The 17,234-nt window shown below is 63.6% G+C and carries 15 protein-coding genes; 8 read left to right on the forward strand and 7 right to left on the reverse strand.

All coding sequences use genetic code 11. The annotated features are described in order from the left end of the window. Positions 1 to 113: 113 nt before the first annotated feature. The 7 genes from IPG65_RS17375 (at position 114) to IPG65_RS17405 (ending at position 8,666) form a co-directional block, all read left to right on the forward strand. Positions 114 to 1,277, forward strand: coding sequence for an alpha-hydroxy acid oxidase (locus tag IPG65_RS17375; protein ID WP_293192232.1), 1,164 nt, complete (start codon positions 114 to 116; stop codon positions 1,275 to 1,277). A gap of 178 nt (positions 1,278 to 1,455) precedes the next feature. Further along, positions 1,456 to 2,436 (forward strand): acyltransferase family protein, encoded by a 981-nt coding sequence (locus IPG65_RS17380; RefSeq protein ID WP_293192234.1) that lies wholly within the window; start codon positions 1,456 to 1,458, stop codon positions 2,434 to 2,436. Positions 2,437 to 2,960: 524 nt separating this feature from the next. Beyond that, complete coding sequence (locus tag IPG65_RS17385; protein WP_293193052.1) at positions 2,961 to 3,557, forward strand: SIR2 family protein; 597 nt, start codon at positions 2,961 to 2,963, stop codon at positions 3,555 to 3,557. 52 nt (positions 3,558 to 3,609) lie between these two features. Next, complete coding sequence (locus IPG65_RS17390; protein ID WP_293192236.1) at positions 3,610 to 4,311, forward strand: DUF87 domain-containing protein; 702 nt, start codon at positions 3,610 to 3,612, stop codon at positions 4,309 to 4,311. Positions 4,312 to 4,317: 6 nt separating this feature from the next. Beyond that, on the forward strand, positions 4,318 to 5,010 hold the full coding sequence (locus IPG65_RS17395) for a nuclease-related domain-containing protein (RefSeq protein ID WP_293192238.1): 693 nt from the start codon (positions 4,318 to 4,320) through the stop codon (positions 5,008 to 5,010). A 24-nt stretch (positions 5,011 to 5,034) separates the two neighbouring features. Then, on the forward strand, positions 5,035 to 7,005 hold the full coding sequence (locus IPG65_RS17400) for an ATP-binding domain-containing protein (protein WP_293192240.1): 1,971 nt from the start codon (positions 5,035 to 5,037) through the stop codon (positions 7,003 to 7,005). Further along, the gene (locus IPG65_RS17405; protein ID WP_293192242.1) at positions 7,002 to 8,666 is read left to right on the forward strand and encodes a hypothetical protein; all 1,665 of its coding nucleotides are present in this window, start codon (positions 7,002 to 7,004) and stop codon (positions 8,664 to 8,666) included. Before IPG65_RS17400 ends, IPG65_RS17405 begins: the two co-directional genes overlap by 4 nt. Positions 8,667 to 8,822: 156 nt before the next feature. Here IPG65_RS17405 and IPG65_RS17410 read toward each other — a convergent pair whose 3' ends face one another. After that, a complete protein-coding gene (locus IPG65_RS17410; RefSeq protein WP_293192244.1) occupies positions 8,823 to 9,902 on the reverse strand; it encodes a site-specific integrase in 1,080 nt (359 codons plus the stop codon). Positions 9,903 to 10,038: 136 nt separating this feature from the next. Between IPG65_RS17410 and dusA the strand changes: the two genes are divergently transcribed. Continuing rightward, entirely contained in the window at positions 10,039 to 11,064 is a 1,026-nt protein-coding gene (gene dusA / locus IPG65_RS17415; RefSeq protein WP_293192246.1) for a tRNA dihydrouridine(20/20a) synthase DusA, read from the forward strand. Between the two features lie 237 nt (positions 11,065 to 11,301). Here the strand turns inward: dusA and IPG65_RS17420 are convergent, their stop codons facing one another. From IPG65_RS17420 to phaC, 6 genes are all read right to left on the reverse strand, one after another. Beyond that, positions 11,302 to 11,748: a hypothetical protein gene (locus IPG65_RS17420; protein WP_293192248.1), complete on the reverse strand. Its 447-nt coding sequence runs from the start codon at positions 11,746 to 11,748 to the stop codon at positions 11,302 to 11,304. A 318-nt stretch (positions 11,749 to 12,066) separates the two neighbouring features. Continuing rightward, positions 12,067 to 12,576, reverse strand: a complete 510-nt coding sequence (locus IPG65_RS17425) for a GNAT family N-acetyltransferase (protein WP_293192250.1) — start codon at positions 12,574 to 12,576, stop codon at positions 12,067 to 12,069. Next, positions 12,573 to 12,854, reverse strand: coding sequence for a DUF1778 domain-containing protein (locus tag IPG65_RS17430; protein ID WP_293192252.1), 282 nt, complete (start codon positions 12,852 to 12,854; stop codon positions 12,573 to 12,575). The genes IPG65_RS17425 and IPG65_RS17430 overlap by 4 nt, the downstream gene beginning before the upstream one ends. A gap of 387 nt (positions 12,855 to 13,241) precedes the next feature. Beyond that, complete coding sequence (gene phbB, locus IPG65_RS17435; RefSeq protein WP_293192254.1) at positions 13,242 to 13,979, reverse strand: acetoacetyl-CoA reductase; 738 nt, start codon at positions 13,977 to 13,979, stop codon at positions 13,242 to 13,244. A gap of 106 nt (positions 13,980 to 14,085) precedes the next feature. Beyond that, complete coding sequence (locus IPG65_RS17440; RefSeq protein ID WP_293192256.1) at positions 14,086 to 15,276, reverse strand: acetyl-CoA C-acetyltransferase; 1,191 nt, start codon at positions 15,274 to 15,276, stop codon at positions 14,086 to 14,088. Positions 15,277 to 15,345: 69 nt separating this feature from the next. Further along, positions 15,346 to 17,058, reverse strand: a complete 1,713-nt coding sequence (phaC, locus tag IPG65_RS17445) for a class I poly(R)-hydroxyalkanoic acid synthase (protein WP_293193054.1) — start codon at positions 17,056 to 17,058, stop codon at positions 15,346 to 15,348. Positions 17,059 to 17,234 lie beyond the last annotated feature (176 nt).

Here is a 17,234-nt window from a genome sequence, read left to right on the forward strand (position 1 = left end):
CTGCAGGTCGCCCTGGGAGCGCGGGGAGCGGTGGGTCTGATCGGTCACGGCGCGCATTGTGTCAGGCCGAGGCGACCGGGAAACGCAATACCATGGCGCCCGAGGAGACCCGGATGACCGACCTGAGCAAGATCACCTGCATCGAAGACCTGCGCCTGCTGGCCAGGCGCCGCGTGCCGCGCATGTTCTACGACTACGCCGATTCGGGCAGCTGGACCGAGGGCACCTACCGCGCCAACCAGGCCGACTTCCAGCGCATCCTGCTGCGCCAGCGCGTGGCCGTGAACATGGAAGGCCGCAGCACCGCCGCCACCATGATCGGCCAGCCCGTGGCCATGCCGGTGGCCATCGCGCCCACCGGCCTCACGGGCATGCAGCATGCCGACGGCGAGATCCTGGCGGCGCGCGCGGCGATGAAATTCGGCATTCCCTTCACGCTCTCGACCATGAGCATCTGCTCCATCGAGGACGTGGCCCGGCACGCCGGGCCGGGCTTCTGGTTCCAGCTCTACGTGATGCGCGACCGCGGCTTCATCGAGCGCCTGATCGACCGCGCCAAGGCCGCCGGCTGCGGCGCGCTGGTGATCACGCTGGACCTGCAGATCCTGGGCCAGCGCCACAAGGACATCAAGAACGGCCTCTCCACCCCGCCCAAGCCCACCCTCGCCAACCTGATCAACCTGGCGACCAAGCCGCGCTGGGTGGCCGGCATGCTGGGCACGCCGCGGCGCCAGTTCGGCAACATCCACGGCCACGTCCAGGGCGTGACCGACATGAGCAACCTGGGCGCCTGGACGGCCGACCAGTTCGACCCGCGCCTGAATTGGGGCGACGTGGAATGGATCAAGAAGCGCTGGGGCGGCAAGGTCATCATCAAGGGCATCATGGAGCCGGAGGACGCGCGCCTGGCGGTCGAATCCGGCGCCGACGCGCTGGTCGTCAGCAACCACGGCGGGCGGCAGCTCGACGGCGCGCCCTCGGCCATCGCCGCCCTGCCCGCCATCGTCGATGCCGTGGGCAGCCGGATCGAAGTGCACATGGACTCGGGCATCCGCAGCGGCCAGGACGTGCTGAAAGCCTGGGCGCTGGGCGCGCGGGGCACCTACATCGGCCGCGCCTTCCTGTGGGGCCTGGGCGCGGCGGGCGAAGCCGGCGTGACCCGGGTGCTACAGATCATCCACAAGGAGCTGGACCTGACCATGGCGTTCTGCGGCCACACCCGGATCACCGGCGTGGACAAGAGCATCTTCAGGCCGGGCACCTATCCCACGGCCTGAGCCGGCGTATCCACCACTTCGCCGAAGGCCCCGCCCGCGGCCACTCTTCCATTGATAGCACATTGCGCAACGTGGCTGCGGGCCAACACCTGATCCGGCATTAAGATCCCGCATCTTCCCAGCCGCGCCCGGCCTGCGCCTGCCCGCATCGGCGCGGGCAGCGCGCCGATCCGCCGACATGCCGCCCTCTCCTGTTTCCTCCCCCTGGCCCCTCTGGGGCAAGGCCCTGGCCTCGCAACTGATCGTGTGGCACCACCTGGTGCACTACGGACCCCTGCCCGACGCGCTGCGCGAGCGCCTGCCGGCGCTGGTGCGCTGGCTCGACACGCAGGCGCTGATGGCGGTGCAGGTGTTCCTGGTGACCGGCGGCTACCTGGCCGCGCGCAGCCTGTGGCCAGCGCCGGGCGAGCCGCGCGTGAGCGTGCGCGAATGGCCGGCCCGCGTGGGTCGGCGCTGCGCCCGCCTGCTGCCGGTGTACCTGCTCGCGCTGCTGGCGGCGGCGCTGGCCGCCGCCGTGGCGCGTGCCTGCATGGTGGACGAGGACACCCCCGCCGCGCCCACGCTGGCCCAGGTGCTGGCCCACGCCGCTTTGCTGCAGGACGTCGCGGATCAGCCGGCGCTGAGCGCAGGCGTGTGGTACGTGGCCATCGACCTGCAGTTGTTCGCCCTGCTCGCCGCGCTGGCGGCGCTGGCCGGCACGGCGATGCGCCCGCGCACCGGCGGCACGGCCGGGCTGGCGCTGGTCGCGGCGGGCGTGGCGGCGTCGCTGCTGGCGTTCAACCTGATGCCGGAGGGCGACATGTGGGCGCCCTATTTCTTCGGCGCCTACGGCCTGGGCGTGCTGGCGGCCTGGGGCGAGGGCCGGCGCGTCGGCGTCACGGCGCTGCTGCTGGCGCTGGTGGGCGCGGCCCTGCTGGTGGAATGGCGCGACCGCATCGCGCTGGCGGGGGCGCGGCGGCGCTGGTGTTGCTGTGGCAGCCGGGGGGCGCGGTGCTGTCCCGCTCGGCCCTGCAGCCCCTGGTGGCCTGGCTGGCCAAGGTGTCGTACGCGGTCTTCCTGCTGCACTACCCCGTCAGCTTGCTGGCCAGCGCGGCGGCAATGCGCTGGGCGCCCAACGACGACGCAGTGCACCTCGCCGCCCTGGTGGCGGCCTGGCTGACCAGCCTGGGACTGGGCTGGCTGGCGTGGCGAACGGTGGAGACGCGGCTGGGGTCGCCGCGCTGGCCGATGCGCGCGGCAGCATTCAGATGCGCTCTTGCTTTGGGTAAAAATGCAGGGCAGGGAGTGCAAACAATGAAGGAAATGGATTCAATGCAGTCGCTCTTACAGGACTGCACCGGAAAATTACCGGTCATCGTGTTGGGCAGCGGTGCATCCGCAGCGCATGGTATTCCAGGTATGGATCCGTTGGGCAAGCACCTTGCGGCGTCGATCTTGCCTGCCACCTGCCAAACCGAACCGCATCTCGCGGGATGGAGTGATTTCCTGGACAAGGTCCAAAAGATGGACCTCGAGTCAGCGCTGACCGGCGTCAACGTGACGCCCGAAGTGCTCGAGCACATCGTGCACACCACTTGGCAGTTCCTTAACACAGCGGACTTTCGGATATTCGAGCAGGTACTGGCCGACCGGCGCTTGCTGCCGTTAAGCCAGCTCTTCCAGCATCTGCTGCGCAGCACTGCCATGGAGCTTCAGGTCGTGACTCCCAACTACGACCGTCTTGCTGAGTACGCTGCAGAGGCGGCAGGCTATTGCGCCTACACGGGTTTTACCTTCGGCATGTTCGGCACACGAGCCGTCGATGTGCCTCGGATCCATCTGGGACGGCGGCCGGCGCGGACGGTAAACGTCTGGAAGGTTCATGGCTCTCTGGGCTGGTTTAGCGGCAGCGATGGTTCCATCGTTGCGCTACCGCCTTTGGGGGCGGTGCCCAGCGGCTTCACCCCCGTGATCGTCACCCCTGGCACAGAAAAATATCGACGCACGCACGAGGAGCCTTTCCGCAGTGCAATGCATAGCGCCGACGATGCCGTCGCCCGTGCCAGCGCCTTCCTGTGCATCGGATACGGCTTCAATGACGACCACCTGCAGCCGTTGATGATGGAGCGCTGTACGCGGCCGGAGGTCCCGTTGGTACTCATCACCAAGGAAATCAGCCTCACGGCGCATCGTTTTCTCAAGAGCGGACGCTGTAGTCGCTACGTCGCACTTGAGGAAGTCCCCAAATGGCACGCGCATGTTCAGCCACGAAGTGCCGGATGGCCTGGAACTGCCCGGTGAGTCCTTTTGGCGCCTTGACCACTTCCTTCCACTTGTCACTGGGTAAGTACCTATGAGCATCCTCGATTACAAAGACGGCGAATCGCTCGGACGCGTCCGGTCGGTCGATACCGCAACGGTGGTTATCGCTGTGGACGATGTCGAGCGACTGCGCAAGCTACAGGTCAATCGCTTGGCGGTGTTGCAAAGCAGCCGTGCCGGCCAGCACCTGATAGGCATCATCCAGAAGATCACGCGTACGGCGGTCGATGGTAAAGCGAGTTCCGTGGACACTGAGGACGCTCTGGATGGCGATCAAACCATGGAGCTCAACGTAGTGCGCATCGCACTCATTGGCACCCTCATGGATAAAGTTGGTCAGCGCAACAACGTCTTCCTGCGTACGTTGGAAACAGTTCCAGAGATCGATGCCAACTGCTTCGCTCTCGAAGGAGCGCGGCTGACTGCCTTTATGCGCGTCATCGCCAACATTTCTGGAGACGGACAGAAACTCACGCTGGGCCACTACACCCTTGACGAAAGCGCTGACGCTTTCCTGAACGGCAACAAGTTCTTTCAGCGGCATGCAGTCGTCGTAGGGAGCACCGGATCCGGAAAATCCTGGACAACCGCCCGAATCCTCGAGCAGGTTGCAGCCCTACCCATCATTGAGGCCTTGCCCGTAATGACCGCTGAATTACCCATCCTCCGTGCTGGCTGCAAGGTCCCTCGCTCGCCTGCAGCATGGCCCATGTCCTTGACCTTGCGCACCTGACTTCCAATGACACTGCTCATCTACGGCGACAAGGCCAGTCGTACCCATGAAAACCAGATGCTCCAGGTCTTTCTGGGCCAATTGGAGGAGCGTTGGGCGGACAGCACCGACTGGATCTTTGTTGTAGCCAATGCAATGTGGAACGGAGCCGAGATCGACTTGGTCTGCATCCTTCCGTCGGCCATCATCGTGGCCGACTTCAAGAGTTATGGCGGCACGCTGTCGGGTACGGAAAACGGGCCCTGGCAAGCGGATGGCGTGATCGTAAAAGGCGGACGAAAGGCCAACCCTTACCAGCAGCTGCGAGACAACAAGTTCTCCGTTCTGGAATGGCTGCAATCGAAGGCGCTGCTGTCAGGGCGCAACCTCGGCCATATCTCTGCAGGTGTCATCTTCTCAGGCGGGATCGAAGATCAACTGGAGCTCTCGCCTAAAGTCCGCTCCTGGTTCTATACGAGCGATTTGGCCCGCTGCGCCGTGATGCTCGGCGGTCTGTCCTCGCCGGAACTACGGATCGCTCGGGACGAAGCAGAGGAGATCGTCCGCAGATTGGGCGTGCAGCCGATGGAATGGGTGTCCGCTCGCCCACAAGTCCGCGATATCTTTCCGCGCCTGGAGCAGTCCCAGGCGCGTACCCCGCTGACTGCACATCAACGCGAGGCCCTGCAAACGCTGCGCAGCTTTGTCGAGGCCGAGTAGTCGGTCAGTTTTTCCGTGTTGGGCATGACGTCGACCGGCAAGAGTCGCCTGTTGGCCGCACTAATGGAAGAGGCCAAGACGGCAGGTAAAAAGGTCATCGTGCTGGAGCCGAACCGGCGCCTTGCCGATGGTGCCCAAGTGGAGTCCAACAGCATCTACGGCCATCTCTACACCGGAGGCGTGAAAGAGGAGGATGAGACGGAAGTCGCTGCGGAGCAGAAGAATCTCAAAGTGATTCCGTTGCGTGCCTGCGATGACCCGGACGACTGTGTCTATCTGCTGGATGACGCCCACCTGCTGGGCAATGCAAGAGTCTCCACACCTGATGGCAAGCAGTACGGCAGCGGCCAGTTGCTGTCGGATTTCTTCGACTTCACCGGTGTTGGAGGGGGTAAACGCAAGCTTGTCTTCTTTGGTGACCCGTATCAAATCCAGCGTGGTGGCGGGGATGAATCGGTGCTTTCCGGCGGGTTCCAGAAAACGCGTGGGCTGAAACACCAGTCTCTGGAGTTGATCCAACTCATCGACACCACCGGTGGCTCGGCCAAGCTGGCCAACGCCGCCAAGTTGGCATCAGCCATTGGGGCCCAGAGATTCGCCGCATTTGAGCTGCAAACCGACGAGGGTTGCAGTATTGCCGACAAGCGGGAGGCCGCGATAGCAATGCTGGATCGCTTTCGCTCCGACCCAAGTTCAGTCTGGTGTTTGGCCGAGACGCATGGCCAGGTGAATGCACTGACCCAGTGGCTTCGCGAGCGTTTGCACGAGAAAAAGGCCTTGAACCCCGTGGAGGCCGGTGATCTGCTGGAGGTTTACGTGAGCCCCGATGTGCGCGACGCGTTTGGCTCACGTGTGACCATGCAGTCTGGCGGGCGCACTACCGTTGCGAGTGTGGGGCGGCGTACCCCATACCAACAAAGCTTGAGTTGGGTAAAGAGCGGCCCGGTGAGGTTCCACACCGTGGGGTGTGGGCTTCGCAGTCGAGAAGAGGTCGAAATCGAGGTGTTCGAGGAGTTCCTGATCGCCGAAAAGCCGGAGCTGGACAAGGAAACCGCCGTCGCTGAAAGCGTTTGGCGTAACACCATTAAACGCGCCCGAGAGAAAGCGTTGGAAGGCAGTCAAGCAATGCTGCAGGGTATTGGAAGGCAATCGCCGCCACTGCCGGCGCCAGACTTCACCTATGCACGATATGGCTACGCCTCCACGGTTCACCATGCTCAAGGGATGTCGCAACCGGTGTGCTACGTGAACTGCAATCACACTGCGGGCCGCCATTCGGAAGGATTCTTTCGTTGGCTGTACTCGGCCCTCACCGTCGCTGAGCGTAAGCTGGTCTTGTTCAATTTCACGCCCATCCACCCGTTTGACGATGCCGTTTGGAACGCTGGTTCCGTCAAAGCGGCTGCGGATATCGCAGTGGGTGCAGGCTGGGCATTCCAGCCCAACGGAATCGCGACTGAAAGAGATCAGCAACGCAGCCTGCCAGAGGGGCTGGATCAATCAAAGGATGTTCTGAAGTCGGTCGCAATCTGGTTGCGTGTCGTCAATGCAGCGGAGCGCCTGGGTTGGCAGGTCGTCAAGGCGGTCTGTCACCCATACCAGGAGCAGTACGAATTTTTAGGCCCGCAAGGTGACCAATGCCTGCTGCGGATCGCCTACAACGGAAAAAATGTCGTCACGGCCATGCATTTGAAGGACTCGGAACATTGGTCTTTCCTGTCCGACTTGGCCTATGAATGCCTCGCGACAAATGCTTTTTCTTCGGAGGCTGAAGCATTGCTTCGCTCTGCACGCTCGCGTCTAGATGACATTGGCTGGAAGATCGTATCGGCCAATGAAACTCCGTACCGGCTAGCACTGTCGATCGTGCGCAATTCCGATGAGCGCGTCGGACTTGAAATCAATTTCGACAAACAAGGTTTGGTTTCCAGCCTGCGCCCCCTGACATGCAGCAAGCTCGAACTCGTTGAAACCATACGGCCCGTCTTCCAATGACGTGGGAGGGCGTACAGGTTCTCCGAAAATCGGGGAAATTTCAGCAGGCTGTCGACTTCGGGCTTCAAGGGCTCGCGGAGGCTCCTGAAGACTTCAAGCTGAGAACGCAACTGGACTGGGCGTTCTATGGTTTGGTGAAAACCCATGTGTCTGGCGTCGTTGCCAAACTCAAAGCGGGGCAACCTGCCCCGAGCGGGGTTGTCAATGAAGTTCACCAGACGCTGCGTCGCTTCGCGAAGCAACCGAAGCGGCGGCCAGACAACGCGCTGTCCAACATTTTGCGCGAGCTCTCAAAGATTGCGCCGCATTCTTCTTTTTTTCCGGGGTTCGTCCGGTGGGTTGGTATCGATGGACTTGGTGCAGAGGATTGGCAGTACAGCCAACTCGATGAAAGTCGTTTCCCGCCAATCGCGCTCGGAATCGCGCGGGGGTTGGCAAAATGGACGAAGGCGTTTCCTGACGCGACACAGGCTGACATTGATCTCGCGCTGCAATGGATCGAAAGGATGCGTCCCAGGGCCGAAGGAAATGACGCCCTGTGGCTGGACTGGGACAGGGTGCATCTACTTCGCCACGCTGATCGCCATATCGAGGCGGCGCAAGTTCTTGGCCCAGTCATAAAGGCGAAGAGAAATGAATTTTGGGTTTCGGCGGAAGCGGCTAGGCTGTATGCGGATGAGCAGCCGGACCTCGCGCTTGCGTGCGCGTGCCGTGCGTTGGAGTGCGGATCAGAACCAAAATTCACGGTGAAGGTTCATCGTGAACTGGCTCAGATGTTGGCCGAGCGCGGTGATTTTGCGCAGGCAAGTAGCGAACTAGCCACAGTGATCGCGCTGCGAGAAGAACAAGGCTGGGGTCTCGACGCTGCGCTTCAAGACCTGATCAACAGCAGTTGGTACGACCCATCGGCGCAAGGCGCTGAAACGGCCAAAGCCTTCTATGCCAACCACTCTCAGGATGCGTTGGTGCTGTGCTTCGACTCTGTAGAGCCAAAATCGGCGACGTTCTTGGGCACGATCCTCCCGCAACAACACAAGGATGCTCCAACAGGCAGAAAGCCGCGGCCGCTTCCACGCTTTGCAATACGTGATTCTGGTGGCGCATCGGTCAGCATTGTTGGTCCGGGCGTGCGATCTCGAAATCTCAAAATCGGGGATCCCGTAACGCTCGTTCTTGGGCGCCAACGGGACACCGCTCGTGACGCAATAGTTCAAGTCTCAGCTCGCCCGGAAGGGGCCCGTTGGGACTGTACCGATGCCGGGGTGGGACTGATCACCCGGATGGCGGCAGATGAGCGACGGACAAAAGTCTTTATTGATCGAGACTCAGAGGTCGGAATCGACGAGGGGGCATGGGTCGGGGGGCATCCAGAGGTAGGCGAAGGTGTTCGTTTTCGAATGACACAGAACCGCAAGACGGGCCGGAGAGATCTTTTCGCCGTGGAGCCCGGTCCTCGTCCGGAAGTTGATGTGAGGGTGACCAGTGGGTACTTGAGGAGGAATCCCAAGGGGTTCGCCTTCGTCGAAGACGCCTTCGTCGCGCCTTTTTTGGTCGAGACGATCCCATCAGACGTCGATACCGTGGCTGCAGTTCTTGTGTACGCGAAGCACCCTAAAGAGGAACGATATGGGTGGCGCGCGGTAGCAATAAGTGTGGAGTGAGCAATGCGGAGCTGGAAGTGTTGATTGCCGCTGAATTGCAGCAAGCAGAGCGGCTACTGACGCACCACGAGCGGGCCCGGCAATATAGGGCACGCCGATTCGGACGAGAACCAGCGCTGCGCAAGCCTGGCGCGAGGGGAGCAGGCTCCACGTCCCTTACCGCACCGGCTTCAGCGCCTCAAACCGCCGATGCAGATCTTCCGGCCGGATGTGCGTGTACCGGCGCAGCGTGTTCCAGTTCTTGTGTCCCGACACCAGCGCGACTTCCTCGATCTTGAAGCCGTACCAAAACAGCATCGAGATCCCGGTGTGGCGCAGGTCGTGGAATCGCAGGTCCTTGATTTTTGGCAGGCCGGTTTCCGCGATGCGATCGCGCGCGCGCTCGAACGCGGACGATGCGGATTCCATGTTGTACGGAAAGATGCGGGCGTCGAGCTTCGGCATTTCGTCCAGCAGGGTCCAGGCCGGCGTGAGCAGGGGCACTACCTGGTCGTTGTATTCCTTCTTGTTGGGATGCTTCACCTGGCGCAGGATGATCGTCCGGCGCTTGGTGTCGATGTCCTTCCATTCCAGGCGCCCCAGCTCGCTCAGCCGCCGCGGGAAGGCCAGCGCGAACTTGTAGAGCTGCGCCATGTCGATCGTCGTCTGATGGTGCGCGTTGCGCCGTGCAAACTCGGTCAGCAGCGCTTCTTCTTCATCCCCCTCCACCCAGCGGATGACCTCGCGCGATTTGCCGACCAGGCCCTGCTTGTCAAGGTGGAACATGGCCTCTTGAATGACCGTTGGATCGGCGTCCACGTGGTAGGCGATGCGGGCGATGCCAAACGCTGCCGACAAGGGGGAGAGGTCGGACTTGATGGTGGCGGGTACAACGCCGTCCTCGGTTTTCCGTCGAGTGGCGTAGTCAATCAGGTGCTTGGGCTTGAGCTCGCGCACCAGGATCGTGTCGAACTCGTCCGCGATCTTGTTGTGGTTATGGATCGTCGAGCGGCCCAGAAGAGGGCGCACCGCTAGCTGCGCAGCGAGGTGCATGCGGACGAGGTCGCCTACGGTCATCTTGCCGGAGGCGTGTCTGGCCGGCCCCTCAGCCTTGACCTTGGTCTCCAGGCGATCGCCCCAGGACACTGCCTGGGCCTTGGTGTCGAAGACCTTCGACTCTGAGAAAATCAGGGCGCCGCCCTGTTTGATGCGAACCTGGGCGAGGAATTTGTCGCCGCGTGGTGTGACTGACGCCATGGTGTGATCTCCGGTGCAACTTGCTTTTATGATGTGGTGCAACTGTAGCTGAAAGTTGCACCGAGTCGTTGCACTTGGGGCGGTTTTATCCCGTTAAATGTCCGGCAAAACGCCGGCGACACTCAGAAATTAAAGAATGAATTTAGAACAAAATCAACAACCTACAGAAAAATTATCGCCCTGGCGGTTAAGTGTGGCTCCGATGCTCGATTGGACGGACAAGCACTGCCGCTATTTCCACCGCCTGCTGACGAAGAAGACGCGCCTGTACACCGAGATGGTGACCACCGGCGGCCTGCTGTTCGGCGGCGAGCGGCGCCACCTGCGCCTGGACGAAAGCGAGCATCCCGTCGCGCTGCAGCTGGGCGGCAGCGAGCCGGCCGACCTGGCGCGCTGCGCCCGCATCGGCGAGCGCTGGAGCTACGACGAGATCAACCTCAACTGCGGCTGCCCGAGCGAGCGCGTGCGGCGCGGTGCGTTCGGCGCCTGCCTGATGGCCGAGCCGCGGTTGGTGGCCGACGGCGTCAAGGCCATGGTGGACGCGGTGAGCGTGCCGGTCACCGTCAAGCACCGCGTCGGCATCGACCGCGAGGAGAGCTACGGCTTCGTGCGCGACTTCGTCGGCACCGTCGCCCAGGCCGGCTGCCACGTGTTCATCGTGCACGCGCGCAACGCCTGGCTGCAGGGTCTGTCGCCCAAGGAAAACCGCGAGATCCCGCCGCTGCGCCACGAGCTGGTGCACCAGCTCAAGCGCGACTTTCCAGGCCTCACCATCGTGCTCAACGGCGGTATCACCAGCGACGAGCAGATCGCCGCCCACCTGCCGCACGTCGATGGCGTGATGCTGGGCCGCGAGGCCTACCACCATCCCTGGATGATGACCGCCTGGGACGCGCGCTTCCTGGGCGGCGCGGCTTGCGAGGCCACGCGCGACGCGGTGGAGGACGCGATGGTCGCCTACATGCAGCGCGAGGCGGTCGAGGACGGCACGCCGTGGCCGGCCATCGCCCGCCACATCCTCGGCCTGCGCCACGGCGAGCGCGGCGCGCGCCTGTGGCGCCAGGTGTGGAGCGACCACAAGCGCAAGCCGCTGCCCGCCGCCGAGGTGGCGGCGCAGGCGCGGGCGTGCTTGCGCGCGGACGCGCCGGCGCTGGCGGACTGAATGGCGCGCGGGGGCGTGTTTTCAAGCCTTTCGGGGCTTAAGCCAGCGCCGCTATTGCATCATATGCTATTGATTGAATAGCAATCCAGGGCCGCAGGACGTCGAGGCGCTGCTGCTCAGTTTCCCAAAACATCGGGCGCAGAAGACACTCGCGATCAATGGTCGATGGTTGCAGATCCAAGCGGATGCTCTGTGCGACACGGACCGTAGCCGGACATCTCGAAACCCTTGAACGGATCAAACACCCTGCTTGCGCTCCCGCAGGTAGTTCACGAGCAACGTCGCCATGTCATCCTTGGTCAGCTTGCCTGCACGCTTGAGGGCGACCAGCAGATCCTGCACCGGGCCGGAACGCACGTCGTCTCCGGCCAGGCGGGTCACCGTCTCGGCCCATTGATCGGCGGCCGTCGGCTCATACCGGACCCCGTGAAAGGCCGCAAGCCCGCGCACATAGCTGCCCACATCGGTGGTCGGGAAAGGGGTCGTGCCACTCGGCTTCTTTCTGGTTGCCGTGAAGGCCCTGCGATTGCGATCATTGACGTAATGCACGGCGCCATGGTCCAGAGCCAGCTTGCGCGAAACACGACGGTCGCCCGTATCCAGCACCAGCGTGCCATCCCCGCCGTCGATCACCTTTGCCTTGAGCTTGTGCGCCACCTCGCGCCCCAGTGTCTCGGCATCCACCCACCGGCGTTACCTCGTGCGTGGATTCGTCCCGGCGGGCCATGGCATAGACGCCTGCGCCAAGGCGAAGCAACTCTCCATCGCGCTGAAGCGCCTTCAGCGCTTGCGAAACCTGCGATGCGCTGCCCAGGGGCGCGAGCTCGGCGCGCAGCACGACATGGCCAGATCGACGTCGAATCGACTGGCGCAGGCGGTCAGCGAGCTTCATCGTGGAACCCATGCACCTGTCGTCTTGGTTGAGTGGCCTCGGCTTGACCCGACGAATGTCCAAGCTGGCGACTGGCAATCAAAAGAACGATGCTCCGTAGCCGGCCTGACTCAGGGAATCGCCGACATGGGCAAGAACATGGGCGAAGGTGCGGGGCTCTTTTCACCCTCCAACGGCACAAAGCCCAGCTTCTGATAGAAACCGAACGCTCCCGCGTCAGCATCCAGGTACAGGCCGTAACTTCCGATGCTCTGCGCCCCCACCTTCACGATGTCCAGCGCATGGTTCATGAGCTGCAAGCCAAGACCCTGGCCTGCATCGGCATGGTGAACCCCGAGCATGATCAAGCGCACACAGGGAATGGTTTTGGGGAGCCCGCCACGCTGCAGAGCACCCAGCGCCGACAGCGCAATGGTGTGGCTGGCGATCGTGAAGAAGCCGGCGAATCGCTGCGTGGCCCCATCCTCTTCCAGCAGCGCGTAGGCCACGCTCAAGCCCTGTTTGACCTGCTTCTTGAGTGAGTCCTTGACGAACTTGTTGATGACGGCGTGCTGGCAATCGAACTGGTTGTAGCCCCCATACTTCGCCCCCGGATCGAAGCGAGTGATGAAAAAACTCATTCACGCACTTTCAAGCGGGGCGTGCGGCGCAGTTCCTTCATGGCCTCGGTCGGAGCAACCGGCTTCTGCAGCACGGTGGCCAACTGCGCCTGCCCCTGCACCGAGAGCTGGATGGAGGTGTGGTCGAGCAGAATCGCACGCGCCTTTTCCATGGCGGTCGACAGCATGAAGGACGACAGGTCCATGCCGCCCAGGACGGCAGCCTTGCTCAGCAGCTCCTTGGCTTCCTTGGTGGTCTTGAGCTCCATGCGAGCATCTTTGAGTGCGAGCGCGCCCATGTCGGTTCTCCTAGTACAGGCCTCATATCATACGGATATCAGCCGTACAGTCAAGTCATCCGCGGGCATGCTGGACTGGCATCCCCGCCGACGCTTCAGGCGCTGACGACGTTCTGGAAAGTGCAACTCGGCCCCGATCTCAAGCGCCTTTCTGCACTTTCAGTGCAACCAAAATGCAACGCCGCCATAAATCCACGTGCAACACGTTGATTTTTCGATGATTTTTTAAGATTCCGTCCAGTCGAGCATGGGGGCAATGGACAAGCGCCAGGGCGATGCGGCAACGGACATGAGTCGATTATCCCCGCGGCGGCCGGGCGCCCCAGGCCTTGCGCCCAGCAAAAACCCCGCCGAAGCGGGGTTGTGCCATCGCGCGCGAAGCGCCGGTCAGCCCATGTGCAGGCCGCCGTTGCAGGAGAAGTCGGCGCCGGTGGTGAAGCCCGAATCCTCGCCCGACAGCCAGGCCACGATAGAGCCGATCTCCTCGGGCGCGCCCAGGCGCTTGACCGGGATGGTGGCGACGATCTTCTCCAGCACGTCGGGGCGGATGGCCTTGACCATGTCGGTGCCGATGTAGCCGGGGCTGACGGTGTTGACGGTGACGCCCTTGCCCGCCAGCTCCTGCGCCAGCGCCATGGTGAAGCCGTGCATGCCGGCCTTGGCGGCGGAATAGTTGGTCTGGCCGGCCTGGCCCTTCTCGCCGTTGACCGAGCTGATCTGCACCACGCGGCCCCAGCCGCGTTCCACCATGTCGGGAATGACCTGCTTGGTGACGTTGAACATGCTGTTGAGGTTGGTGTCGATCACCGCGTCCCAGTCGTCGCGCGTCATCTTCAGGAACATGCGGTCGCGCGTGATGCCGGCGTTGTTGACCAGCACGTCGATGGGGCCGTGCTCGGCCTTGGCCTTGGCGAAGGCGTCGGCGGTGGACTGCCAGTCGCCGACGTTGCCGACGCTGGCGTGGAAGGTGTAGCCCAGGGCCTTCTGCTCATCCAGCCATTTCTGGAAATCGCGCGTGGGGCCACAGCCGGCGATCACCGTCATGCCCTCCTTGTGCAGGCGCTGGCAGATGGCGGTGCCGATGCCACCCATGCCGCCGGTGACGTATGCGACTCTCTTGCTCATGTGCTATCTCCTCGTGTGTTGACTATCAAAATAAGAGCTGTCCGCGCAGAACCGGCGCGGACAGCGGGGCGATTCGATCAAATTTCGTGCAGCGTGGGACGGGTGGTCAGGCGCGCTCGACCGCCAGCGCCACGCCCATGCCGCCGCCGATGCACAGCCCGGCCAGGCCCTTCTTGGCGCCGCTGCGCTGCATCTCGTGCAGCAAGGTCACCAGGATGCGGCAGCCCGAGGCGCCGATGGGGTGGCCGATGGCGATGGCGCCGCCATTGACGTTGACCTTGGCCGGATCGACCCCCAATTGCAGGTTGACGGCGCAGGCCTGCGCGGCGAAGGCTTCGTTCAGCTCGAACAGATCGACGTCGCCCACGCCCCAGCCGGCGCGCTTGAGCGCCAATTGCGTGGCGCCCACCGGGCCCAGGCCCATGATCGCCGGGTCGAGCCCGACGGTGGCGTAGCTGACGATGCGCGCCAGCGGCGTGAGGCCCAGCGCGGCGGCCTTCTTGGCCGTCATCACCACCACCGCGGCGGCGCCGTCGTTGATGCCGCTGGCGTTGCCGGCGGTCACGCTGCCGGCCTTGTCGAACGCCGGCTTCAGGCCGGCCAGGCCTTCGGCGGTGGACTTCTTGTTGATGAACTCGTCGCTGTCGAAGACGACGGGATCGCCCTTGCGCTGCGGGATGCTGACCGGCGTGATCTCGTCCTTGAACTTGCCGGCGGCCTGCGCGGCGGCGGCCTTCTGCTGGCTGCCCAGGGCCAGCGCGTCCTGCTGCTCGCGGGTGATCTTCTCCTGCTTGGCCACGTTCTCGGCCGTGATGCCCATGTGGTACTGGTTGTAGACGTCCCACAGGCCGTCGACGATCATGGAGTCGATCATCTTCCAGTCGCCCATGCGCTGGCCGTCGCGGCTGTTCAGCAGCACGTGCGGGCTGGCGCTCATGTTCTCCTGGCCGCCGGCCACCACGATCTCGCTGTCGCCGGCGGCGATGGCCTGTTGCGCCAGCATCACCGCCTTCAGGCCCGAGCCGCAGACGACGTTGATGGTCATGCCCGGCACCGCCTTGGGCAGGCCGGCCTTGAGCAACGCCTGGCGCGCCGGGTTCTGCCCCGCGCCGGCGGCCAGCACCTGGCCCATGATGACCTGGCCGGCCTCGGCCAGCTGCTCGCCGGTGAGCTTGGCGCGCTCCAGCGCGGCCCTGATGGCGATGCTGCCCAGCTCGGTCGCCGACACTTTGGCCAGCGAGCCGCCAAACTTGCCGACGGCGGTGCGGGCGGCTGAAACGATGACGATGTCTTCCACGGTTACGCTCTCCTTTTAATAGCTGTCAGCGTAATATCCACGCCGACATATGGGGGTTATGATCAAAAATCACGCCTTGGCCTTGACGTAGCGCCCGGGCGCCGGCTCAAGCGCCTTGTAGCGCGGCGCGTGGCCGTAGGCCTTGGGCGCGGCGACCTGCTTGCCGGCATGGCTCTTGAGCCAATCCGACCAGTCGGTCCACCAACTGCCGGGGGTTTCGGTGGCGCCGTCGATCCAGTCGGCTACCTTGCGCGGGAACTTGCCGTCGTCGCGCACCCAGTGGCTGCGCTTCTTGGCCGCGGGCGGGTTGATGACGCCCGCGATGTGGCCCGACGAACCCATCATGAAGCGCTTCTTGCCCGGCAGCACCTGCGTGCTGGCGTAGGCGCCGCCGATGGGCACGATGTGGTCCTCGCGCGAGCCGTAGAGGTAGACCGGCAGATCAACCAGGTCGAGGTTGATCTTCTCGCCGCACACGGTGGCCGCGCCGGGCTTGATGAGGTCGTTCTGCAGGTAGGTGTGGCGCAGATACCAGGCGTAGAAGGGGCCGGGCAGGTTGGTGGCGTCGCTGTTCCAGTAAAGCAGATCGAATGGCGGCGGCGTCTCGCCCTTGAGGTAGTTGCCCACCACATAGTTCCAGACCAGATCGTTCGGGCGCAGAAAGCTGAAGGTGGATGCCATGTCCTTGCCCGCCATCAGGCCGCGCTGCCCCATCTGCATCTCGCGGAAACGCACGAAGGCTTCGTCGATGAACACGTCCAGGATGCCGGTATCGGTGAAGTCCAGCAGCGTGGTCAGCAGCGTGGCGCTGGCCACCGGTTTTTCGCCGCGCGCGGCCAGCACCGCCAGCGCGGTGGTCAGGATGGTGCCGCCCACGCAGAAGCCCAGCGCGTTGATCTGCTCGGCGCCGGTGACGTCCTTCACGGTGCGGATGGCCTGGATGGCGCCGTCCTCGATGTAGTTGTCCCAGGTCTTGGCGGCCAGGCTCTCGTCGGGGTTGCGCCAGCTGACGACGAAGGTGCGCATGCCCTGGCTGACGGCGTAGCGGATCATCGAGTTCTCGGGCTGCAGGTCGAGAATGTAGAACTTGTTGATGCACGGCGGCACCATCAAGAACGGCCGCTCGTGCACCTTGGCGGTGAGCGGCTTGTATTCGATGAGCTGGAACAGCTCGTTCTCGAACACCACGGCGCCTTCGGTGGTGGCGACGTTGCGGCCGACCTCGAACAGGCTCTCGTCGGTCATCGAGACATGGCCCTGGCGCATGTCGTGCAGCATGTTCTGCACGCCCTTGGCCAGGCTCTCGCCCTTGGTCTCGATCGCCTTGCGCTGGGCCTCGGGGTTGAACGCCAGGAAGTTGCTGGGCGCGGCGGCGGCCATCCACTGCTCGACGGCGAAGCGCAGGCGGGCCTTGGTCTTGGCGTCGCCCTCGGCCGCCTCGGCCAGCGCCATCAGCGTGCGGGCGTTGAGCAGGTACACCGCAGCGGAAAACGAGGCCAGCGGGTTGCGTGCCCAGGCGTCGCCCTTGAAGCGCTTGTCCTTCAGCGAGAAGTTGGCCTGCAGGGTCTGGTTCCAGAGCTCGGAGGCCTCGCGCACGTAGTCCTGCTGGATCTGCAGCAGCTTGCCGGGCGCGAAGCCCACTTGCGGTGGGTCGCCGCCCTGGGGCATCAGGCCCATGCCGCCGAGGTCAAGGTTGCGCAATTGCTGGAGGGCCTTGGCCCAGCCGTCGCCCAAGCCGAGTTCAAGCGATTGCGACAAGGCCGGGGGTAGCGCGGCGGTCATCTGCTGCCACAGCGCGGCAGGCTGGTTCGGGGTCATGCGTTGTCTCCTTGCGATCCGATTGTTCTATGGGCAGCGACGCGCCCGGCGAGTCAGGGCCCATCGCCGACAGTATCGCCGACCTGCCCGACGCGGGACTGACACGCCGCCAATATACGCTGGGTTCGGGGCCGTCGGCC

The sequence above is a fragment of the Ottowia sp. genome, from assembly GCF_016703145.1.
GTDB lineage: Bacteria > Pseudomonadota > Gammaproteobacteria > Burkholderiales > Burkholderiaceae_C > Ottowia.